Annotated in this window: 21 protein-coding genes; 13 read left to right on the top strand and 8 right to left on the bottom strand. The window is 37.6% G+C overall.

What is annotated here, in order from left to right:
• Positions 1-160: 160 nt before the first annotated feature.
• Both CA834_RS03945 and pckA read left to right on the top strand, forming a co-directional pair.
• Positions 161-1,999, top strand: a complete 1,839-nt coding sequence (locus tag CA834_RS03945) for an SLC13 family permease (RefSeq protein WP_094967376.1) — start codon at positions 161-163, stop codon at positions 1,997-1,999.
• Between the two features lie 24 nt (positions 2,000-2,023).
• Positions 2,024-3,661, top strand: coding sequence for a phosphoenolpyruvate carboxykinase (ATP) (gene pckA, locus CA834_RS03940; RefSeq protein ID WP_094967375.1), 1,638 nt, complete (start codon positions 2,024-2,026; stop codon positions 3,659-3,661).
• A gap of 145 nt (positions 3,662-3,806) precedes the next feature.
• Here the strand turns inward: pckA and CA834_RS03935 are convergent, their stop codons facing one another.
• Both CA834_RS03935 and CA834_RS03930 read right to left on the bottom strand, forming a co-directional pair.
• Complete coding sequence (locus tag CA834_RS03935) at positions 3,807-4,952, bottom strand: trans-sulfuration enzyme family protein (protein ID WP_094967374.1); 1,146 nt, start codon at positions 4,950-4,952, stop codon at positions 3,807-3,809.
• Between the two features lie 44 nt (positions 4,953-4,996).
• Positions 4,997-5,869, bottom strand: a complete 873-nt coding sequence (locus tag CA834_RS03930) for a Brp/Blh family beta-carotene 15,15'-dioxygenase (protein ID WP_094967373.1) — start codon at positions 5,867-5,869, stop codon at positions 4,997-4,999.
• Positions 5,870-5,977: 108 nt separating this feature from the next.
• Here CA834_RS03930 and CA834_RS03925 point away from each other — a divergent pair, with 108 nt between their 5' ends.
• Complete coding sequence (locus CA834_RS03925) at positions 5,978-6,721, top strand: bacteriorhodopsin-like (protein WP_094967372.1); 744 nt, start codon at positions 5,978-5,980, stop codon at positions 6,719-6,721.
• A gap of 100 nt (positions 6,722-6,821) precedes the next feature.
• On the opposite strand, the gene CA834_RS03920 is transcribed toward CA834_RS03925, so the two are convergent.
• Genes CA834_RS03920 through CA834_RS03910 form a run of 3 tightly spaced genes read right to left on the bottom strand, consistent with a single transcriptional unit; the run spans position 6,822 to position 7,988 of the window.
• Complete coding sequence (locus tag CA834_RS03920) at positions 6,822-7,235, bottom strand: hypothetical protein (protein ID WP_094967371.1); 414 nt, start codon at positions 7,233-7,235, stop codon at positions 6,822-6,824.
• A gap of 1 nt (position 7,236) precedes the next feature.
• Positions 7,237-7,608, bottom strand: coding sequence for a DoxX family protein (locus tag CA834_RS03915; protein ID WP_094967370.1), 372 nt, complete (start codon positions 7,606-7,608; stop codon positions 7,237-7,239).
• The gene (locus CA834_RS03910) at positions 7,605-7,988 is read right to left on the bottom strand and encodes an alkyl hydroperoxide reductase (protein WP_094967369.1); all 384 of its coding nucleotides are present in this window, start codon (positions 7,986-7,988) and stop codon (positions 7,605-7,607) included. The genes CA834_RS03915 and CA834_RS03910 overlap by 4 nt, the downstream gene beginning before the upstream one ends.
• A 380-nt stretch (positions 7,989-8,368) precedes the next feature.
• On the opposite strand from CA834_RS03910, the gene CA834_RS03905 reads away from it, so the two are divergent.
• Complete coding sequence (locus tag CA834_RS03905) at positions 8,369-10,054, top strand: carbamoyltransferase family protein (RefSeq protein ID WP_094967727.1); 1,686 nt, start codon at positions 8,369-8,371, stop codon at positions 10,052-10,054.
• A 137-nt stretch (positions 10,055-10,191) separates the two neighbouring features.
• Here the strand turns inward: CA834_RS03905 and CA834_RS03900 are convergent, their stop codons facing one another.
• The 3 genes from CA834_RS03900 to mscL all read right to left on the bottom strand — a co-directional run bounded on the left by CA834_RS03900 (position 10,192) and on the right by mscL (position 14,209).
• Positions 10,192-10,380 (bottom strand): hypothetical protein, encoded by a 189-nt coding sequence (locus CA834_RS03900; RefSeq protein WP_094967368.1) that lies wholly within the window; start codon positions 10,378-10,380, stop codon positions 10,192-10,194.
• 77 nt (positions 10,381-10,457) lie between these two features.
• On the bottom strand, positions 10,458-13,655 hold the full coding sequence (gene ccsA, locus CA834_RS03895; protein ID WP_094967367.1) for a cytochrome c biogenesis protein CcsA: 3,198 nt from the start codon (positions 13,653-13,655) through the stop codon (positions 10,458-10,460).
• 104 nt (positions 13,656-13,759) lie between these two features.
• The gene (gene mscL / locus CA834_RS03890) at positions 13,760-14,209 is read right to left on the bottom strand and encodes a large conductance mechanosensitive channel protein MscL (RefSeq protein WP_094967366.1); all 450 of its coding nucleotides are present in this window, start codon (positions 14,207-14,209) and stop codon (positions 13,760-13,762) included.
• A gap of 122 nt (positions 14,210-14,331) precedes the next feature.
• Here mscL and CA834_RS03885 point away from each other — a divergent pair, with 122 nt between their 5' ends.
• The 9 genes from CA834_RS03885 to CA834_RS03845 all read left to right on the top strand — a co-directional run bounded on the left by CA834_RS03885 (position 14,332) and on the right by CA834_RS03845 (position 22,802).
• Positions 14,332-15,093 (top strand): Rossmann-like and DUF2520 domain-containing protein, encoded by a 762-nt coding sequence (locus tag CA834_RS03885; RefSeq protein WP_094967365.1) that lies wholly within the window; start codon positions 14,332-14,334, stop codon positions 15,091-15,093.
• Positions 15,080-15,613 (top strand): KdsC family phosphatase, encoded by a 534-nt coding sequence (locus tag CA834_RS03880; RefSeq protein WP_094967364.1) that lies wholly within the window; start codon positions 15,080-15,082, stop codon positions 15,611-15,613. Before CA834_RS03885 ends, CA834_RS03880 begins: the two co-directional genes overlap by 14 nt.
• Entirely contained in the window at positions 15,594-15,932 is a 339-nt protein-coding gene (locus CA834_RS03875) for a hypothetical protein (protein ID WP_206186841.1), read from the top strand. The genes CA834_RS03880 and CA834_RS03875 overlap by 20 nt, the downstream gene beginning before the upstream one ends.
• Before the next feature lie 7 nt (positions 15,933-15,939).
• On the top strand, positions 15,940-16,866 hold the full coding sequence (locus tag CA834_RS03870) for a geranylgeranylglycerol-phosphate geranylgeranyltransferase (protein ID WP_094967362.1): 927 nt from the start codon (positions 15,940-15,942) through the stop codon (positions 16,864-16,866).
• Between the two features lie 5 nt (positions 16,867-16,871).
• Entirely contained in the window at positions 16,872-17,456 is a 585-nt protein-coding gene (locus CA834_RS03865) for a Maf family nucleotide pyrophosphatase (RefSeq protein WP_094967361.1), read from the top strand.
• 38 nt (positions 17,457-17,494) lie between these two features.
• The gene (locus CA834_RS03860) at positions 17,495-18,430 is read left to right on the top strand and encodes a septum formation inhibitor Maf (protein WP_094967360.1); all 936 of its coding nucleotides are present in this window, start codon (positions 17,495-17,497) and stop codon (positions 18,428-18,430) included.
• A gap of 46 nt (positions 18,431-18,476) precedes the next feature.
• Entirely contained in the window at positions 18,477-19,010 is a 534-nt protein-coding gene (locus CA834_RS03855; RefSeq protein ID WP_094967359.1) for a mechanosensitive ion channel domain-containing protein, read from the top strand.
• A gap of 11 nt (positions 19,011-19,021) precedes the next feature.
• Positions 19,022-20,089 carry a magnesium/cobalt transporter CorA gene (gene corA / locus CA834_RS03850; RefSeq protein ID WP_094967358.1) on the top strand — a complete coding sequence of 356 codons (1,068 nt, stop codon included), beginning with the start codon at positions 19,022-19,024 and terminating at the stop codon, positions 20,087-20,089.
• A gap of 205 nt (positions 20,090-20,294) precedes the next feature.
• Positions 20,295-22,802 (top strand): PIG-L family deacetylase, encoded by a 2,508-nt coding sequence (locus CA834_RS03845; protein ID WP_094967357.1) that lies wholly within the window; start codon positions 20,295-20,297, stop codon positions 22,800-22,802.
• The last annotated feature ends 70 nt before the right edge of the window (positions 22,803-22,872 follow it).

Raw genomic sequence — 22,872 nt, 5'->3', positions numbered from 1 at the left:
CTTTTAATTTCGCAATCGGTTTCGAAAAAATAATTCGTTATAATATAAGGTATTTCTTGAGTAAAATTGAAAAATCCATAATTCCGTGAAAGCATGACATTCGTCATAAGAATTAGCCTACTGCCTGAGTAATTTTATTCCATCATTAAAAAACAAATCTATGGGCTTAATGCTGGCTATTCTCTCAATCACGATTCTACTCTTTATATGGGGAAAATTCACGCCAGACATAATAGCCCTCTTATCTATGTTGAGCTTATTTCTATTTGGAATATTAGACTTAAGTGAAACCTTGAGCGGTTTTAGCAATCCAACAGTCATAATGATTGCAGCTCTATTTATCATAGGGGAAGGTCTTTCTCAAACAGGGTGGACCGCTCTTGCTGGTCAGAAATTCATGAGCTTAGCAAAAAAAAGCACCACACGGCTCTTACTAATAACAACTTTAGGTTCTGGACTGTTGTCTGGTGTGGTGAGCAATACAGGAACAGTAGCAACTTTAATGCCCGTTACCATCTCCTCTGCTTGGAGTATGGGTACACTGCCATCAAAACTCCTTATGCCAGTAGCCTTTGGATCTAATACCGGTGGCTTACTGACTTTGACCGGTACCCCACCCAATATCATTGTCAACAATACCATGTTAGAGAGTGGGTTAGAAGGGTTTTCATTCTTTGAGTTTGCACTTATAGGCTTACCACTTCTTTTGATTACACTGGTCTATTTCAAATATATTGGGTTTAGATTACTACCAAGTAACAAAACCAACAACAAACCCATTGATATCAGTACAACCCTTCACAAGTGGATAGAAGCCTATAAAGTTGATGACGACTACTACAGACTAAGAGTACGGTCAGTATCCCCTCTTTTAAACACTAAACTTGGTGATTGGAATTTTGAAGATGACTTCCATGTCTCTATTTTAAGAATAAAACGAAGACACCCTAACCGTCTTAAAGGAAATGAGCCTTTTATTGAATTTCCAAATAACGATACACCGTTTATGTATCACGATATTCTTACGGTTAAAGGTGATACAGAGGCTATAAATACCCTAATGATACGTTTTCGCCTTGGGTTGTTGCCACTTGAGCCCATAGCTGATGAGCTTAGAAATAACCTAATCAACCAAGAAGTTGGAATGACTGAAATTATCGTCACGCCTAAATCCGTTTTGGTTGGTCGTAAGGTTAGAATCGGTAGATTTTTTAAACGATTTGGTGTTCAACTCATGGCAGCTTCTAGAAATAATACCCCAATAATGGATCGCGAAATAACGGTAAAAGCTGGTGATGCGTTTCTTATCAGGGGCGTATGGAGCGACATAGAACAACTTAAAGACCATCATGAAAACCTTGTGATTATCGGTAGCCCGGAAGGCATGTCTAAAACGGTTACAAATCTTACGGCTAAATCATACATTGCTTTATTTGCGCTCATTTTAATGATTGTACTATTGGTGTTTGATGTTGTACCAGGAGCAATTGCCGCCCTTTTATCAGCAGGTGTTATTTTAATAACCGGTTGTGTACCCATCGCTAAGGCTTACAAAGGCATTAGCTGGATAAGTGTGGTCATGATAGCAGCCATGATACCCATGGGACTGGCCCTTCAAAAAACAGGTACAGCGCAACTTATAGCCAATGGTCTTGTCAATGGCTTAGGTAATTTTCACCCTATTATGCTATTAGGAGGTGTATTCTTGTTAACCACGACTTTTAGCCAGGTTATTAATAATTCAGCAACCGCTGTTCTAATGGCGCCTATAGTGATCATTGCAGCGAATACGCTTAACATATCCGCTGCACCATTTATGATTGCCGTAGCGATTAGCGCATCCACAGCATTTTTAACACCTGTAGGAACAACTACAAACGCTATGGTAATGACTGCAGGAGGCTATAAATTTATGGACTACCTCAAGGTAGGTACGCCATTACTTATACTGTTTTTTATAACAACATTACTATTAGTGCCTGTAATTTGGCCATTTTAAACTACAACTAAAAATTATTAACTTATGGAAACATTTTTAAAAAAACCGAATATGAAAACAAAAGACCTGACGAAGTACGGCCTAAAAGATACCAACGCCCATTGGAACTTATCGCCTGAAGAATTACAAGCCATAACCATTGAAAAAGGTATGGGTAAAGAAACCGCTAATGGTACTTTAGCTATAAATACTGGAAAATTCACTGGACGTTCTCCTCAAGATCGTTTTTTAGTAAAAGATGATTATACGAAAGATCGCGTTTGGTGGGGTAAAACAAATAAAGGTATTTCTCCTGAAAACTTTGATTATCTGCAAGGCGAAATCGAAAAATACCTTAGCGGTAAAGAAATTTTTGTTCGTGATGGTTTTGTTTGTGCTGATCCAAAATATAGAATGGGTGTCAGAACAGTAACAGAGTTACCCTGGTCTAATATGTTTGTTTATAATATGTTCTTAAGACCTTCGGAAGAAGAGCTAGAGAATTTTGAAGAAGAATGGCTTGTACTTTGTGCTCCGGGTTATGAATGCCCAGACCCTAAAACATATGGTCTACGACAAGGTAACTTCTCCATCTTGAATTTTACAAAAAAAATTGCTCTTGTTGGTGGTTCAGCATATACAGGGGAGATAAAAAAAGGCATTTTCTCTGCGCTCAATATGATTTTACCTGTTGACAAGAATGTATTGCCTATGCACTGCTCCGCTAACGTTGGCGAAGAAGGAGATACAGCGATTTTCTTTGGTCTTTCTGGGACAGGTAAAACAACCTTATCCGCCGATCCTAACAGAAAACTAATCGGAGATGACGAGCACGGTTGGACATCTGAAAATCGAATTTTTAATTTTGAAGGTGGTTGTTATGCCAAAGTTATTGATTTAACGGAAGAAAAAGAACCAGATATTTACAGAGCGATTAGACCGGGAGCTATTCTCGAAAATGTTGTTTTTAAAGACATCGGTGAAGTGGACTATTTTGATAGTAGCATTACTCAAAACACAAGGGTGAGCTATCCGATTTACCACATAGACAATATCCAAAAGCCGTCTTACGCTGATAATCCCAAGAATATATTTTTCTTAACCTGTGATGCCTTTGGTGTATTACCTCCCGTTTCTAAACTAACTCCTGGGCAGGCAGCTTACCACTTCATATCTGGCTATACGGCTAAGGTTGCAGGTACCGAAGCTGGCATAACGGAGCCCGTACCGTCTTTCTCTGCTTGTTTTGGAGAGCCCTTCATGCCGTTGCATCCGACCGTCTATGCAGAGATGTTAAGCAAAAAAATGCAAGAAGCAGGTGTTAACGTATGGTTGGTAAATACCGGTTGGAGCGGTGGCCCTTATGGTGTAGGCTCCCGCATTAAACTTAAATACACAAGAGCGATGATTACCGCTATCCTTAAAGGAGAATTAGACAATGTTGACTTTGAGCAACATCCCATATTTGGATTACATATGCCTAAGTACTGTCCTAATGTCCCTACGGAAATGTTAGACCCAATGAATACTTGGTTGCAAAAAGGCGCCTACATTAGCAAGGCCATTCAGCTGGCACATTCATTCCACTTGAATTTCGAAAAATTTGCTAGTGAAGCCTCTGACCAGATTATAGAAGGTGGACCGTTAATTGATGAACACCATCATTTGAATGACCATGTTTAATAATGTCTAAATTGTAAAGAGCCCAGAAATGGGCTCTTTTTTTTCTTTTTTTAGTTGTAATACAAACCGCAAACACCTCTTTGCTGTTTACCTTAAACTTGTTGCATAGGGCTAACATTTAAAACGGATGCAAGAAACCAAAAGCCTAAGTCAACGCGGCTATAGCTTGATTAATATCTTCCTTTAAATCCTTAAGGTCTTCAATACCTACTGACAATCGAATTAGTTGGTCACTTATACCAATAGTATCTCTTTCTTCTTGGGTTAGCAATGAATGAGAGGTCAAGTGCGGTGAAATAACATTACTTTCTACACCCGCTAAACTCATGGAAGATTTAATTAAGTTTAGTTCCTTTTGAAAGGCATAGGAATCTAATTTCTCGTGCAGTTCAAAGGACAGCATGGCACCGAAACCTTTCATTTGGGATTTCGCCAATTTGTACTCGGGGTGCGATTTAAGACCGGGATAGTACACTTTTGAAATTTTGGGATGCTTGTGCAGCCATTTGGCTAATTTCATAGCATTTTTGGTTTGAGCTTTCACTCTTAAACCTAAGGTTTTCATACTGCGTTCTAGCATCCATACGGTCATATCACTTAAGTTACCACCAAGATTTTTAGCCACATTCCAAATTTTATCAATATGCTCAGCAGAACTGGCTACCGCACCTGCGCTTATGTCACTGTGACCACCAAAATATTTTGTTGCCGAATGCATTACCAGATCTATACCCAGGTCTATTGGATTCTGATTTATAGGTGAAGCAAAGGTGTTGTCTATAGATGTAAGAATTCCATTCGATTTCCCAAGGTCTGCAATAGATTTTATATCGGTAATTGTCATAAGAGGATTAGAAGGACTCTCAATATGAATGAGTTTTGTATTTGGTTGTATGGCCTTCTTAAAATCTTGAACCTCATACCCCTTAGTAAACGTAAACTCTATTCCGTACTTAGGAAGTTCTTCTTTTATAAAATTTACTGTGCCACCATAAAGTGTATTTTGTACTACCAAATGGTCCCCTTTTTGCAAGAATGCCAAAAACATAGTGCTTATGGCCGCCATACCAGAACCAAAGATAATAGCTGACTCCGTATGCTCCAAAGCTGCTATTTTACGTGAAAGGTATTCTTGGTTGGGCGTATTGAAATACCTAGGATAACGTTTTACGTCAACATCTAAAAATTCATATGATGTACTTAAAAACATAGGAGAGACAGCTCCCTTAAATTGCTTATCCTCAATTTCTCCTATATGTGTGCAAATGGTATTCTCTCCTAATTTTTTCATGTTCTAAAAATATTGAATTTCGACTAAACAGGTTCACTGCGCATTCATTTTTTATTGAGATAATACATCACTATAACATGAGGAATCGTTATTGCCGCCAAAAAAGCAAAAAATAGAGTGATAAATCGAATTTCAAGCCGTGAGGAGATATAAAAAATCACCGCCAAACCAATCACAGAAATAATCCAGTTCACCAAAGAGGATTTGAAATACTTGATAAGGCTTGAAGCATCCAATCGTCCGTATAATGCTTTGGTTTGATCCCTAAGTGAAGGCAAGGAATGCCATATGATAAAATAAATAGCAAAAGCCCAAAGTAGGGATGCCATCTTAAATAGTAAGGCAAAAAGAGCGATTAAAAAAAACTCTTGGAAGTAATCTAACCCATCTTTAAAATTCTTTAAGTTTATGAAAACCAATACACAAGTAGCTATTAACCCGAGAATCAAAAAATAAAGGAAATAAAACGCATCAAGGGTAATTCCTGTTAGTTCAGCTATAATAGATGATGTTTCAGTGTAATTTAAATAGAACAACAGTCCAAAAATTAAGATACCATAGCTTAAGTAAAGTAAGTTGCCCGTTACTCCGGCTTGATGTAGTTGATTGTAAAAATGCTGCTCTCCAAAATGGTAACAACTAAACAAAATAAAAATCAATAACGCCAAAAATGGAAATTGAAAGAAGGCAATAGACATAACGATAATAATGGCGATATAACTAATCAGATATTTATTTTTTGACATTCCCCGACTTTTGGTGATAAAACTAATAAGAGACACATCATTAGCCCCATGAACAATTCCCACCGTAAGGATAAAAAAATAGGCCAAATATTCCTCATATGCCGATTCAATTTGAATGGTCAACCAAAGCAAAAATACTGTTGAAACTAAATTAAAAGCTGAGAATTTCATAATACGAACATACGAAATTTCTTATCTGTGAAATTTTTTTGTGAAAATTTTAAACATTTTGTGTTTAACAATTCTTATTTTTGATTAAACAAACTAAAATTTATAATTATGAATTTACTAACTAGCTTTTACGCTGAGGTGGGCAAAATGGCCACCGATGATTACGTTGGCTTTACATTTTTTGTAGGATGTATGGCAATGATGGCCGCTTCGGCATTTTTCTTTTTATCAATGAATACCTTTGATAAAAAGTGGAGAACTTCCATTTTGGTGTCAGGTCTTATTACTTTTATTGCTGCAGTGCACTATTGGTACATGAGAGATTATTGGGCTACGTACATGGAGTCCCCAACATTTTTCAGATATGTAGATTGGGTATTGACCGTACCGTTAATGTGTGTTGAGTTTTATCTTATCCTAAGAGTTGCAGGTGCTAAAAAATCCTTGATGTGGAAATTGATTTTCCTTTCTGTGGTAATGCTTGTAACAGGTTATTTTGGAGAAGCTGTATATACTACTGGAACTGGTCCAGCATTATGGGGCTTTATCTCTGGGGTCGCTTATTTTGCTATTGTGTACATCATATGGTTTGGGGAAGCCAAGAAATTGGCAGAACAAGCCGGTGGTGCTGTATTAGCCGCTCACAAAACATTGTGTTGGTTCGTACTTGTTGGATGGGCAATCTATCCATTAGGGTATATGGCCGGAACAGAAGGATGGTATTCTTTTGTGGGTGAGCTAGGACTTAATATGGATGTTATCTATAATATTGGTGACGCTATCAACAAAATAGGATTCGGACTTGTTGTTTACGGTTTAGCCGTTGCAGCTACATCTACCTCTGAAGCTTAATCAGAGTTAGTTAGAGTATAATATATAAGCCTCCCTTTCGGGAGGCTTTTTTCGTTAAATAAGTGGTTTTGACCTTTAAATGAAGAGTCTCAATCCATTATTAAAATAAATAATTAGATAAAGATAAAATGAATAACAAGGTCCACAATACGGTCCTGATCCAATTTTTTGAAACCAACTTATCGCAAACTCTTTCTTGAGGCTGTGCTTTATCTATGCCCTGGTGCAAGGGTACAAAGATTAAAAATGTGAGCAGCCATAATATCACTATAATCAATATGCTGAGTATACTGTACCAATTCTGTATTTGCCACACATAAATGACAGCTAGAATAAGCTGACTGAACATTAAAGGCAACACGATGTAGGTGACCCGTACGGTGTAATTCTTATGCCACTCAAAAAGATTTTTAGGCGTATAATAGTTAAAGCTTGGATATATGACCAATTGAACAGCCCAAATCAATATCAAGAACCCTGTATCTGTGAGTAAGCGTGCTAAATCTAAAGTCATACTACTTCGTTTTTCTTATGGCCCACGCCCAGAGCATGAGTAATGGATGAATTACCAATAATCTTAACCACGCAATCCAAGGTTCTACGCAGAAGGCGTTTTCTACACAGGACCCCACTTCAATAAAATAGATGTGCGATGGAATAAACAAGATTAATAAAAGAATAATTCCCCTTGCGGCCAATGCCCTTGTTTTTGGAACGGCAACACCAATGGACAAAAGTATTTCAAAAAAACCACTGCTATAATTAATTGCCTCCGGAAACGGTAAGTAATCAGGAATTAAACCTAAATAAAAGTCAGGGTTTATAAAATGGTTAGCCCCCGCAAAAATATAAAACCCGATAAGTAGTAAACGTAAAATTTTAATCATGTTAAACGCCATTTGTAGTCACAATGTACTCTTCTCAAAATTAAAAAGAAAGGTATCCACCATATAAAATCATTGGTTATTAAGGTATATATAAACTCAAATGGGACCTCACCCTTAAGGTAATTAAAGATAAAACCAAGTGGACCAAATATCTTTCCCAAAAAACCTACAGCCACTATAGGCCAATGTCTCATTGGGTCATAAGAGGCCCACCAATAGCCAAGCCCATAAACGCCAATCACCATGCCCATGCCCTGCCATACCATCGTATGGTTAAGTGGAGACATACCAACTAGATTAAAAAAATGATTTGGAAATAGAACAACCCAAGCACCCCAGAGAATATTATAAATCGCAGCTACTTTAAGCGTAAGTTTCATTTTCTTTTTGATACAAAGATAAGGCTTTGTTTAAGTAGTTTTTTCAAGCCATATGCCCAATTCACTGAAAAATATTAAACCTTAATGTACACAACTTTTTAGATCATTCACAAATACTATTTTAGCTTAGCCTAATCAATTATTTAAAACGTAGTTTCACTTATAAAGTTAGCACCAACTCATAGAAAATATGACTTCGGTAAAGGGAATACGAGAGACTAAAGTTATTACTATCCTTTGCGTAATCCTTAAAAGCTTTATACTCATAACGACTCTTTTCATTTGAGGACAGAAGCCTTCAACGAGAAAATTATTAAATGGTAGAAAATAATAATCTAATTCATTTTATTTTCCTTAATTGCTCTTCCAAATTTATTGTTATGGTAATTCTAGGTTTAAATTATTATTTTCATGATTCAACAGCCTGTATTGTTAAGGATGGGAAGTTAATAGCCGCTATTGAAGAAGAGCGACTTAATAGAGACAAGCATACGCAAGCATTTCCCGAAAGAGCTATCAAGAGATGTTTAGCCATTTCTAGGTTGGATTATGATGATATTGATCATATCGCCGTCTCCATCAAGCCTCAAACGCATTGGTTTAAAAAAGTGGTATTCGTTTTAAAGCATTTGAAACTTTTTATGCCCTTTTTTGGTCATCATGTCGTCAATGCATATGCCAAACAAAGACGTTTTAAGATTTGGTACAATAAAACTTTTAATGGGAAGCACAAACCTCAAATTCATTTTATAGAACACCATTTAACCCATGTGGCAGGTTCTTTTTTTGTTTCACCCTATAAAAAGGCGGCCTTATTAGGTATTGATGGCTCTGGTGAATGGGCATCAACTTGGGTAGGTTATGGCGAAGGCAATAAAGTTGACAAAATCAGTGAGAGTTTCTTTCCAGATTCACTGGGCTCTTTTTACGAAACCGTAACACAGTTTTGTGGCTTTAAGCCCAATTATGACGAAGGCAAGACCATGGGATTAGCACCTATGGGTGACCCCAGTGTTTTTGAAAAAGAAGTTGACAAAATGGTTGCGGTTAATTCTAAAGGTCAAATCAAGGTAGACCTATCCTATTTTAATTATCAATATTTAATCAAGGAGTTATACTCAAAAAAGTTTTTAGAGATTTTTGGTAGTCCAAGAGCACAAGATGGCGAATTTGAGGCCAATCACCTCAATGTCGCCGCCGCATTCCAAAAAGTCTTAGAAAACAAGGTATTGGAAATTTGTAATCTTTTGCACAAAACAACCAAAGCCGACTACTTGGTAATTTCAGGTGGTGTATCTCTAAATAGTGTTATGAATGGCAGAATTGTAAGAGAGACGCCCTTCAAAGATGTTTATGTGATGCCTGCTGCAGGTGATAATGGCACCGCACTTGGTGCTGCGTTCTATTTGTACAATGGCATTCTTAAGCAACCGAGAACATTTGTTCACGACAATCCATACGTAGGTACCTCCTATAAAAACGAAGAGATAAAGGCAGCTATTGATGGTGCCAAATTAAAAGCTACACATTTTGAGAATATTACGGAAAAAGCGGCCTCACTTTTAGCCGAAGGAAAAATTATAGGCTGGTTTCAGGGTTCTATGGAGATTGGGCCTAGAGCCTTAGGGAACCGAAGCATCTTAGCGAATCCAGCTTTCCCGGACATGAAAGATAAAATTAATGCTGAGGTAAAACATAGAGAAGCTTACAGACCCTTTGCGCCATCTGCTTTGGTAGAATCCTATAAAGACTATTTTGATTTAACCGTAGAAGCGCCTTTTATGCTTAAAGTTTGTAATGTCTACAAAGAAAAACAGGATGTTATCCCAGCTGTTACGCATGTGGATGGCACAGCGAGATTGCAAACGGTAAACAAAACTACAAACCCTCTCTATCATAAACTCATTGAAACTCTGGGGCAAAAAACAGGCGTACCTGTAGTGTTAAATACGAGCTTTAATATCCAAGGTGAACCAGTTGTAGAATCGCCAAAAGACGCATTGCGTTGCTTCTACTCTACTGGCTTAGACGCTTTAGTTATTGGAAACTATGTTTTGGAAAAGTGACGAAGCAGTAGACATTTAAGTGCTATACCATTATAACAATCTAGTCATTTCTACTCGCCTTGTTGTATGCACGAATCATTAGAATGGCCCAAATAGCGACCAGAGCGATAACAATTACAGAAAACCAAAAAACGATATCATTTGCCACCATGATCTACAAGCTTTAAGTAAATCATCACGCCAAGTAATGTCGGTGCCCAAAGGCCAACAAATATTCCATGATATTGATCACCGGTTAAAAATAAGTACTCTGCAACAAGAATTATAATCGCGCACAAAATCAACATCAGTAGGTTACCCGTTCCTAATTTTTTGAAATATTCCATTGTTATTCTTTAGTTACGGTTTCAAGTTACTAAAAATAGTCTGTAGATATTTAAAATCTTGTAGGAAAATTTTATGTCTATTTGTAATGCAACTTATACTTTCTATACGCTAAAGCAGCCAAAATGGCTATTGCAGCCAGATAAATAGCAATGAACTGAAAGCTTATTATTTGGTCACCACTCGCATATGCGTGTAATCCGGATAGGTAAAAATTAACCCCAAAGTAGGTCATTAATATACTACAGAAGGCTAAGACCGCCATAAGATTAAATAGCCATCTTCCACGTAAACCTGGAATCAATCGCATGTGAATAACAAAAGCATAAATCATGATACTTATAAGCGCCCAAGTTTCTTTTGGGTCCCAGCCCCAGTAACGTCCCCAACTCTCATTGGCCCACATACCCCCTAAGAAGTTTCCAATGGTTAACATTACCAAGCCAACTGTTAAGGCCATTTCATTTATAACGGTGAGTTCCTTGAGGTTAAGCTTCATCTTTTCCTTATTCTTGGTAGTAGTAAACAGCATTAGAAGTAAGGCCACAATTCCCAAAACCCAGCCCAATGTAAAAGGCCCATAACTCGCAACAATAACCGCAACGTGTATCATCAACCAGTAGCCCTGAAGAACGGGTTCTAGATTGGCAATGGCCGGATCCATCCAATTCCAATGTGCAACCATCAAAATAATTGAAGTCACAAAGGCCGTTGCCGCAATGGTTAAATCACTTTTTCGTCCAAACAAGAGACCGAACAACATGGTTGCCCAGGCGACATAAATCATAGATTCATAAGCATCACTCCAAGGTGCATGGCCTGAAAGATACCATCTCACAACAAGACCCGTAGTATGTAACAAGAACAAACCAAGAATAATAACTTTAAAAACCTTGACACTAATATTGATGCCCTTACTGTTAGATTTAAAAATCTGAACAATCAATAGGATAAATAGCAAGGTACCAGCATACATATACCAGCTGAAGAGCTTCTTAAAAATATCATATTTATTATAAAGAATTTCTGTTTTAACCTTATCGTCAGATAGCATGACCTCCGCACCTAATTTTTTTTGGGTCTTTTTAAAATCCTCTAATAATTTATTCGCATTTGTAAAATCCCCCGTCTGCTTTGCATTATTTAAAGTCATTAAATAAAAGCTAAATCCCTTGTTCACGAAATTGCCATAGAGGGAATCCTTTATAACATCCTTGTAGCCTTCCTTTCGGTATTCAAAAGCAGAAATCCATTTATTGTTTTCGTCTTCTGGAACTGGAAATATCTTAACAGAACGTCCTTCTATAGCATCGGACAGTAAACTAAGCCTACCATAAGTTTCTTTCACCTCTTTTTGAAATCCATTCGGCACTTGCGCCTTAAAGGATTCTTCTATGTAAGGTCCTAGCTTATTGCGCCCTTGAGGCGTAAAGAAATCCAATAAGCTTACATACTTCTGATCGTAATCTACACCAATTATAGTTCTTATGGAGTCCGCCTTTCTAGGCTTGAGGTAAATAATGGGCACATTGTACCACAGCATGGGGGATTCTTGAATGGATAGAAATATCTGAGTCGCATTGAATTCACCATAGACATCACTTTTACTTATTTTTCTGAGCATCTCAGAAGCATAGGTATGCATTGGCATCATACGGCCACTGTAGTCTTGAATGACCAATTCTGCAAACTTGTCAGCATGGGCTTTTGGTGTAATGTTCTCTCGTAAAATAGAATCAATCTGCTCTCTTAAAGGCTTTTGCGGAGCTGTGTGGTCGTGCCCGTCATTTTCAGAATGCTCTTGACCAAATGCCGCTAAACTTAAAAACAAGGCTAATACAGTAGCTATCTTAGCTTTCTTAACCTTAAGCTTATTGAGCATTTTGCGCAAATCATCAAAGCGTGTGTGTTTGGCAAAGAGAATAGCCATTAAACCAAAATAAAGTAATAGGTAACCTGCATAAGTGACTAATGTCCCCCATTTATCATGATTGACAGAAAGTACGGTACCTTTTTCATCGGGATCAAAACTCGCCTGAAAAAAGCGATAGCCTTTATGATCCAAGATATGGTTCATGTAGATATGATAGTCAAAATCACCTGCCTCCTCATCCAATACCGTTATCTTACTTTCATATGAAGAATACGCATTTTCGGTTCCAGGATATTTCTCAGCTATGAAATCATTTAATTTTATTTTAAAAGGTAGCTGCTCTACCCTAGACCCATACTGTAATGCTATCTCCAAACCGCCAACCTCAATTTCCTCAAAACCATTATAGGAACCCTTACCACCTAGTAGGTTCACCTTTTTGGTTTGGCCATTTGCAGTTACATCTAAAACAATACCGTCTTCGTCACTTTTTAAGATGACAGGCTTCTTCAAAATATCAAAAGTTCCTTTAACAACAGGTTTAGGAAATACCAATTGCATGTTTCCTATCACATAGCGAGATCGCAATCTCAGTGGCTGTAGACTATCTTTAACAACCTTGCCAGTGGCTCCAGTAGCCATGGTCATGTACTCCCCTTCAAATGGAGACTTAATGAAAATCCCTTCATCCGTAGTGGTGATATTTATAGCACCCTCTTGAAATTTATTGAGAGAAATGAGAACATTGTGAAGATTAGAGATTTCACCATCCTTTAAAAAATGATTATGTGGACGCCCATCACCTGCTTCTACGATTTTAAGATAAGATTCTCCTGTTTCATTGGGCACAATGTCCTTTTCTGCTCCCTTTACAAACTTTTCAAGTTTAAAATTAACTTCCGTATTATCGTAAGTGATGGTCTCATCAAATTCGTTATCCAGGCGGGGCGAAAAATCCACTTCTCGCTGAAAATTGTAACGCTGAAGCACACCATCTTTTTTGTAATCCCCAACCACATAGGCTGTAATGTAGGTTTTCTGCGATAAAAATTGACTTTCAGTAGCGCCTTCCCTAATAGACATTATACCTTCATAACCTATGTATCGTGTAATAAAGGCACCTACCAAGATTAGGATAAAGGCAAGGTGCAATGTTAGGGTGGCCCATTTTTCCTTACGCAGTAAACGAAATCTAAAAATATTACCTACAAAATTGATAACAAAAAATACCATAATAGCTTCAAACCACCAGGCATTGTATATCAATTGTCTTGTGTAAGGCGTTGGAGACGTTTCCATGTTTCTGTCCAGTATAGTTCCTGCTGCCATAGCAACAGCGAAAACGATAAATAAGACAGCAGTTAGTTTAGTTGAAAATAGGAAATTCGCGATTTTCTTTTGCATAGCAGATTGCTTATTTTAAGCTCGTGCAAAGATAAGGCTTTTTGTCTATTTGAATAAATGTTTTACACCTTCAAAAGGTGTTAAATTTCTTGAAAATAGAGGGTCTACTTTGAAATATTAGCTTTTAGCAATTTGTTCTGTTCTTCCATCAATTTTTTTAAGTCTGATAGCAATTCAATATCCTTGGGTGTTACAACACTGCTTTCTTCAACATCTTGGGCCTTAGTTCTTAGTCTATTCATAAATTTAACCACCATAAACACTGTAATCCCTATGATAATAAAATCGAGAAATACCTCGGCCAATTGACCATAGGCAATAGCAACTTCAGAAGTAGTTATTTTACCAGAGGCATCTGCAACAGCATCGCGCAAAACAAGTTTTTTTTCAGCGAAATTCACCCCTTCAGAAAGAAGGGAGATTGGCGGTAATAAGACCTGTTTGGCCAAGACGTCAACAACGCTATTGAAAGCGGCTCCCAGAATGATACCGACAGCCATATCTATCATATTGCCCTTCACTGCAAATTCCTTAAATTCCTTAATTAGTTTCATTTTTCGTTTGGTTTTGGTTATTAAAAGCACAAAGTTACAAACTTGAATAGCCTCCTACATTTTCATTGTATAAAAATGCATCTAATTCTGTGGCACCGTAAAAAACTTAGTATTTTTACACCATGATTTCAGTAGTTTTACTCGGTGCAGGAAATGTTGCTTCACATCTTTACAGAGCGTTTAAGGAGAGTGCCAATATTGATGTGCTTCAATGGTATAGCCGTTCCATCGACAAAATTTCGTCGTATGCCAACGACACCCATATCACAGACCATCTAAATGATTTAAAGCAAGCAGATATCTATCTGTTAGCTGTTAGCGATGATGCCATCTCAAAACTATCGGAAAAGCTGCCCTTCGACAATCGGCTTGTAGCGCATTGTTCAGGAAGCGCTTCCATACACGACTTGGATAAAAAACACCAGCGTGCCGTATTTTATCCATTACAGAGCTTTTCCAAGGATGCTGACTTAACCTTTAGTGAAATACCCATCTGTATTGAGGTTCTAGAAAAACCTAACTTAAAAATACTTCAGGAACTAGCCTCATCTTTGCACTGCAAAACATACAAAATCAATACTGAACAACGACAAACCTTGCATCTGTCTGCAGTTTTTGTAAATAATTTCGTGAACCAACTCTATAGAGTAGCTCATGAAATAAGCGATGCTAAAAGCATAAATTTTGATATATTGAAGCCGTTAATATTAGAAACAGCACGAAAAGTTCAATATATGTCACCTTATATGGCACAAACCGGACCTGCAAAACGAAATGACAAGAAAACGATTAAGCGTCACCTAAAGCTATTGGAAAACGAACAACACAAGGCAATTTACGAATTGTTAACTGCTTCAATAAAAAAGACACATGGACAACGATAAAAGTTATAAAGAATATCTTGCGGATATCACTACATTTATATTTGATGTCGATGGTGTTTTAACGGATGGCAGCATAACCGTAACCACGAAAGGGGAAATGCTTCGCACAATGAGTATCAAAGATGGTTTTGCCTTAAAGACAGCAGTAGATAGTGGCTTTCACGTATGTGTCATTTCTGGCGGATCCAATGAAGGGGTAAGATTACGGCTCAAGGGCTTAGGACTCACTGATATTTATCTTGGTGTACATAATAAAATAGAACAACTCAACGCCTATCTCGACCTCCATTCAATTAAACCTGAAAATGTTTTGTTTATGGGTGACGATATTCCTGATTTCATAGCCATGAAGGCTGTTGGTTTACCCTGTTGCCCACAAGATGCAGCACCAGAAATTAAGGCTATCTCAAAATATGTATCACATAAAAACGGTGGTAAAGGTGCGGCAAGAGATGTCATTGAACAGGTTTTAAAAGTTCAAAATAAGTGGAACGGTAATTTTGACGCTCAATACGACTGAGGCTATGGGACGAAGAGGCAGAAGACATAGTACTGGTTTTGGGTATATAGGATTTGGCAATGACCAAAAGACCTTTAATCAAAAAACCAGTACCCCTTTTTCTGTTTATAAGGAAAAGCTAGACCTTGAAGCGCATCTGCACTATAAAATGGAATTCCTGCACAAGGATTTAACCAAAGCCGAAAAAGAAAAAATAAAAGAAAAAATACGCAAGCAAGAACGTCAACTTTTTATTAGAACAGCCATTATCAGCCTTGTTGTTTTTGCAGGTGTAGCCTATACAGCCTATTACCTTATCAATCAAATTATATCCCGTTAATTTTAGCATGATTCATTTTCTCAATTTAATCCGATGGAAAAATCTGGCACTCATCGCCTTGGTCCAAATACTTGTTAAATATGCCTTGCTACTACCCTTTTTTGAAAGTCATGGTGTGGTTACAACGCTTAGTCCTTTAGCTTTTTTTCTTTTGGTTTTCGCTACGGTTTGTATCGCAGCGGCTGGGTATATTATTAATGACATTTATGATATTGAGGCCGATAAGGTCAACAAACCTCACAAGGTTATTATCAATAGATACATTTCGGAAAAAAAAGCGACATATGTCTTTATTGGCTTAAACATCATAGGCGTTGGTTTAGGGTTTTATCTGTCTAATGGCATAGGCCAATCCGGTTTTTTTGTGATCTTCTTTATTGCCTCAGCTTTGCTTTACTTGTACTCGTCTTACTTAAAGCAATTGCCCATAGTTGGAAATATAACAGTATCACTCATGGTGGCCTTAAGCATACTGCTGGTTGGGGTTTTTGAATTGTTACCAACAATCAACCCAAGTAACAGGGCGGTTCAAATCACCTTTTTCAAAATTATTTTAGACTATGCCGTCTTTGCATTTAGTATTAATCTCATAAGGGAGTTGGTTAAGGATATGGAAGATATTAAAGGTGATTATAAAGTCGGTTTACAAACCTTGCCCATTGTTTTAGGAAGGAATCGGGCTAATAAAATTATATTTACACTCTCCTTAATTCCTATTTTAGCCGTCATATATTATGTCATTACCTATTTATTCAAGCAGGTTGAAGTCGTTGGTTATTTTCTTCTTCTGGTCATTGGCCCTTTAATCTATATCAGTATTAAATTATTTAGTGTAGAGGAAAAACCCGAATATTCACATATCAGTGTAATGTTAAAACTCGTTATGTTAACTGGAATGCTATCCATGTTATTGTATCCATATATCCTCAAATAATTTTTATGCTCCATAATAGACTTAAAGCTTATAATCTCATCCTGGCCTCCGCATCACCGCGACGACATGAGTTCCTTAGATCTATGTTATTGGATTTTGAAATAAAAGTACCGGACGTAGAAGAAGTGTACCCAGAACATCTCAGTAAAGAGGCCATCACGGATTATCTGGCAAGGTTAAAAGCTGCATCTCTAAAAAACGCTCTTGGTCCAAAGGATATCCTAATTACTTCTGATACTATTGTGTGGCATAAGGACCGTGCGATTGAAAAACCAAAAAACGACCTGGATGCCTTTAACATGATCAAAACCCTTAGTGGTGATACACATGAGGTAATTACCTCTATATGTATTACCACCATAAAAACTCAAATTACCAAGAATACGATCACCAAGGTAACTTTTAGGAATTTAGAGGATGAAGAAATCAAATTCTATGTTGATAAATACCAACCCTTAGATAAGGCCGGAGCCTATGGCATACAAGAATGGATTGGCGCCGTAGGAATTACCAAAATAGAAGGGTCTTACAACAACGTAGTGGGCCTACCGACTCACTTACTTTATGAAACGTTAAATGCCATTGCATAAGGAGGTTAACATTGTAACTTTGTTTTAAAATCTCTGCTATGACTCTAAACACGTGCCATAAACTTTTCGTTGTTGCAATTACTTTTTTAACATTAAACTCTTGTATTGATAAAACATCCAATTCGAATGATGTTGCATTGAAATTAGAGGAAAATACAAAAATAGACCGACCAAAACCAACGCTTTCAAATGCGTTTAAGGACTATTGGTATGCTGGTGAGGCTGAGATAACCTCATACAAATTGGAACAAGCAAGATATGGTGAAATGAGGGACGGTACTGCCGTTTTGGTTTTTGTCACTGAAGATTTTCTGCCAAAGGCTCAAGTAAAAGCAGATACGTACAGTGATACTAATATTCCCGTATTAAAATTAAATGCAACCAAGAACTTCAATACCGGAATCTACCCGTATTCGATCATGCAAAGTACATTTTATCCTGTGGCTAATAGCGGTCATGCCATTAAGGCCTCTGCCTCAATACAGGAATGGTGCGGGTTAACCTATGCCCAACTCAATAACAGGGATAAATTTGAAATCACTTTACACTCCTACTTCCAAGGTGAGGCCGATACCTCTTATGAGATAGAAAAAACATGGACCGAAAATGAATTGTGGGCTAAACTCAGAATTGACCCTAAAAGTTTACCAACTGGGACTCTACAAATAGTACCTTCCCTAGAATTTACAAGATTAAGGCACAAACCCATAAAAGCGTATGAGGCCTTTGCTACACTTGAAAACTCTAGCTATACCGTGACCTATCCAGATTTAGACAGAACCCTAAAAATAAATTTTAATACTGATTTCCCTTATGATATTTTGGGTTGGGAAGAGACAACGGTTAGCGGCTACGGCGCAAATTCGAAAACACTTACAACGAAAGCCACCAAATTAGAGAGCATCAAATCTGCCTATTGGACCAAAAATAGCAATGCGAATGAAGGCTTAAGAGAAATGCTAAAATTGGAATAAAATTGTAACATTCTAGGTATATTTGTTTAGACTTAATTGGCTTAACATGGTACAATATTTTCAAACCTATTTAACCGAGATTATCTCATCGGTCATACTACTTATCGTTTTACTTGTCATTAGGAAAATCATTGTCCTTACGGTAAAAAAAATAGGTAAAAAAAGCGGCACCTCTGAAGCACGTGCCATACTAATCGGCCGCTACATCACTGTAACCTTAGTGGCCTTAGCATTGCTTGTGGAATCTTTCATTCTAGGTGTTGACGCCAGTGATATTGCGCTTTTGTTTTCCTCGGTCTTTGCTGTAATCGGTATTGGTTTGTTCGCTATTTGGTCTATTCTTAGTAACATTACCTCGGGCGTCATTATGTTTTTTTCCTTTCCTTACAAAGTGGGAGACAAGATTCGTATTCATGACAAGGATTATCCGATTGAAGCGGTTATAGAGGATATACGCGCTTTTCAGCTTCATCTTAGAGAGGATGGTGGGGACCTTGTGACCTATCCTAATAATTTAATATTGCAAAAAGCCGTAACACTAATTCAAAAAGATGCTTTAGATGACAATAGCATTTTGTAATTTTAAATGCTATGGGTAAAAAACGTACATCGCATTACAAAAAGAAAATCGGACAAGTTCCGGGAACATTAATTTATACCGGGAAAAAATCAACCAATAAACTGGTAATTGAGTGTTTTGACTATACCAAAGACACGCTTGAAGAAACCGTCTTACTGAACATTGAGGAAGCAGCACCATTTAAGGATACTGATTCCGTAACGTGGATAAACATTAACGGCTTAAATTACATTCAAGAAATTGAACAGATTGGTCAGCAATATAGTCTTCATCCACTAGTCTTGGAAGATATCGTTAACACGGGTCAGCGCCCAAAAATTGACGAGTATGAAGATTACATTTTCGTTGTACTTAAAATGCTGTATTACGACGATAAAGAAAATATCGTAATAGAACAGGTTAGCTTAGTATTAGGTAAAAATTATGTGTTGTCCTTTCAAGAAGCGGAAGGCGACGTCTTCAACACCATTAGGGAACGTTTACGTTATTCTAAAGGTCGTATCCGTACGCTTAAATCGGATTATTTGCTCTACGCGCTCATTGACGCGGTAGTAGACCATTACTTTATTATTATCGAAACCCTTGGAAATAAAATTGAGGATTTAGAATTAGAGCTATTTACCGGTGCTACTAGAGAAGATGTAAGCATGGAAGTACAAAAGCTTAAACATGAAATCCTAAAAGTACGTCGTGCCATTTTTCCATTACGGGAAATTATCAACAGAATCGAAAAAGGCGACCACACCTTGATATATCAGCGTACGATCACCTACTATAGGGATATCTACGACCACCTTATCCAAGTGTCAGAAAACATTGATATCTACCGTGAAATGATTTGGGGTTTAATGGATATGTACATGACCAGTATTAGCAACCGGATGAACGAGGTTATGAAAGTCCTTACGATCATCGCTACAATTTTCATTCCCTTGACCTTTATTGCTGGTATATACGGTATGAATTTTGAACATATGCCTGAACTTCATTATAGATATAGTTACTTTATCCTGTGGGGTATTATGATCGTATTGTTTTTAGGTATGCTCATTTACTTTAAACGGAAAAAATGGTTGTAAGATTAAAAAGACCTTACATAAATTGATTTGCTCAAGAAAAAGAGCAATCTATTGGAGAGGTAATAATTGTTCTAGAGCCTTGGAAGTATAAAGTTGGAGTCCTGAACCACTGCATTACATTTCATAATTCAACGTTAAATAAAATTAAAAAGCCCAACTCGCCTAGCTATCTTTTATATATTTGAAAGGTAACAAACCGACACGCATGTATCAACTAAGACTAGGCCTGCTTATTTTTCTATGCAGTATATTGTCTGTTGGGGCCCAACAACCCAAAAAGCTTAATTCTTCAGAAATATATGAAGCTGTACAAAAACTGAATGTATTGGCTTCTGTTTTATATGTGGCCGCGCATCCCGATGATGAAAATACGCGGCTCATTTCGTACATGTCCAATGAAGTCAAAGCCCGGACAGCCTATTTATCGCTGACTCGCGGTGATGGTGGCCAAAACCTTATTGGACCGGAAATTAGGGAATTGCTAGGTGTTATTAGAACACAAGAACTACTTGCGGCAAGACGCATTGACGGCGGTGAACAACGATTTACTAGGGCCAATGATTTTGGATACTCCAAACATCCTGATGAAACACTATCAATTTGGGATAAGGATGAGGTTTTAGCAGATGTCGTTTGGGCCATAAGACAATTTAAGCCCGATATTATCATCAATCGCTTTGACCATCGTACACCAGGTCGAACACATGGCCATCATACCAGCTCCGCCATGTTAAGTGTAGAAGCCTTTGATTTGGCCAATAATCCAAACAAGTACCCATCTCAACTCAATTTAACGGAAACTTGGCAACCTAAACGTTTATTTTTTAATACCTCCTGGTGGTTTTACGGTAGTAGGGAAAAGTTTGAGGAAGCTGATAAGGGCAATTTAATTAATTTTGACATCGGAGTGTATTATCCTACAAAGGGTCTATCAAATAATGAAGTTGCTGCTCTAGCCAGCAGCCAGCACTTGTGCCAAGGTTTCGGTCGTTTGTCACAACGCGGTAGTCAAGAGGAATTTATTGAATTTTTAAAAGGTGACCCTTTAGCTGACAACTACAATCCCTTTTCAGGCATTGACATTTCATGGACTAGAGTTAAGGGCGGAAAGGCAATTGGTGCAATTTTAAAAGGTGTTGAAGCCAATTTTAATTTTATAGATCCCGCTAGTCATATACCAGAATTGGTTAAAGCCTATAGGTTACTTCAAAGCATAGAGGATAAGCACTGGAAAACGATAAAGTCGCAAGAGTTATTAAGGATTATTGAAGCTTGTGCAGGGCTTTATTTGGAAGCATCGGCAAGCACACCAACAACCTCACCATCGTCAAATATTGACCTCAGTATCGAAGTCTTAAACCGAAGCCAGAAAGATATACGTTTGGCATCATACAGGTTTTCAACCTTTGATGACGGCATTTCAAAAAATATAATTTTAACGGAAAACCAACGATTCAACTTTGAAGATCAATTAAGTATACCTCAAAACATGGACTACACTGCTCCGTATTGGGTAAATAAAAAAAGTAGTCTGGGCATGTATTATGTCGATAAACAGGAATGGATTGGATTACCCGAGACACCGCGAGCACTTTACGTCGATTTCAATCTATTGGTTGAAGGCACACCCATAACCATCACCAAAGCGGTTATTCATCGGTTTTCCAAACCTGATAAAGGTGAGCTTTACAGGCCATTTGAAATTATTCCACCCGCTACAGCAAGTATAGATGGTAATGTTATAATTTTTGAAGATTCCAAACCTAAAGATATAACTGTAACGGTTAAAGCCGGTAAAAATAATCTTCAAGGCATGGTGTCCCTAGCCCATCCTAATGATTGGGAGGTACATCCAGAAATTCAACCTATAACTATTACAAACAAGGACGATATCCAAAAGGTTGTGTTTACCTTAATTCCGCCTAACACACAGAGCGAGGGTAAAATATCCCCGATGGTTAATGTAGACGGCACCTATTACACTGACGAACGGATTGAAATTGATTATGAACATATTCCCTTTCAAACTGTTCTCATCCCAAGTGAAAGCAAGGTTGTAAGACTCAATATTGAAAAGCGCGGTGATAATATCGGTTATATTGAAGGTGCTGGCGATGTTATTCCAGAGAGCTTAAGACAAATTGGCTATAATGTCACCATTATTAAGCCAGACGCTATTTCTGCCGATTACCTTTCTAAATTTGATGCTGTAGTAGTTGGGATTCGTGCCTACAATATTTTAGACGAATTAAGGTTCAAGCAACGGTTTCTTTTAGATTACGTCAAAGAAGGCGGCAACCTCATTATCCAATACAACACAAGTCGAGGTATTAAAACAAACGAATTAGCACCTTATGAGCTGAATCTTTCAAGAGATAGGGTCACCGATGAAAATGCTAAGGTCACTATACTAAACCCGGAGCATCCCATTTTAAATTGGCCAAATAAAATCACTGAAGAAGATTTTGAGGGATGGGTTCAAGAGCGCGGCTTATATTTTCCTGATAGCTGGGCTGCTGAATTCACACCGCTCTTGGCCATGAAGGATAAAGGCGAATCTACCAAGGAAGGTAGTTTGCTTATCGCCAGTTATGGTAAAGGTAATTACATCTATACAGGCCTGAGCTTTTTTAGGGAATTTCCCGCCGGAGTCTCTGGGGCTTATCGCCTTTTTGCCAATCTGCTGTCAGCAGGCAAATACATTCCTCAATGATTAAAAAACTAATCCTTTAAATTGATTATTATGCACAACGACCAAGACCAAGAACCAAAACAAAAATGGG

Source organism: Winogradskyella aurantia, from assembly GCF_002266855.1.
Classification (GTDB): Bacteria; Bacteroidota; Bacteroidia; order Flavobacteriales; family Flavobacteriaceae; genus Winogradskyella; species Winogradskyella aurantia.
The sequence above is the reverse complement of the archived record's forward strand: the minus strand, read 5'-3'. Positions and strand labels throughout refer to the sequence as shown.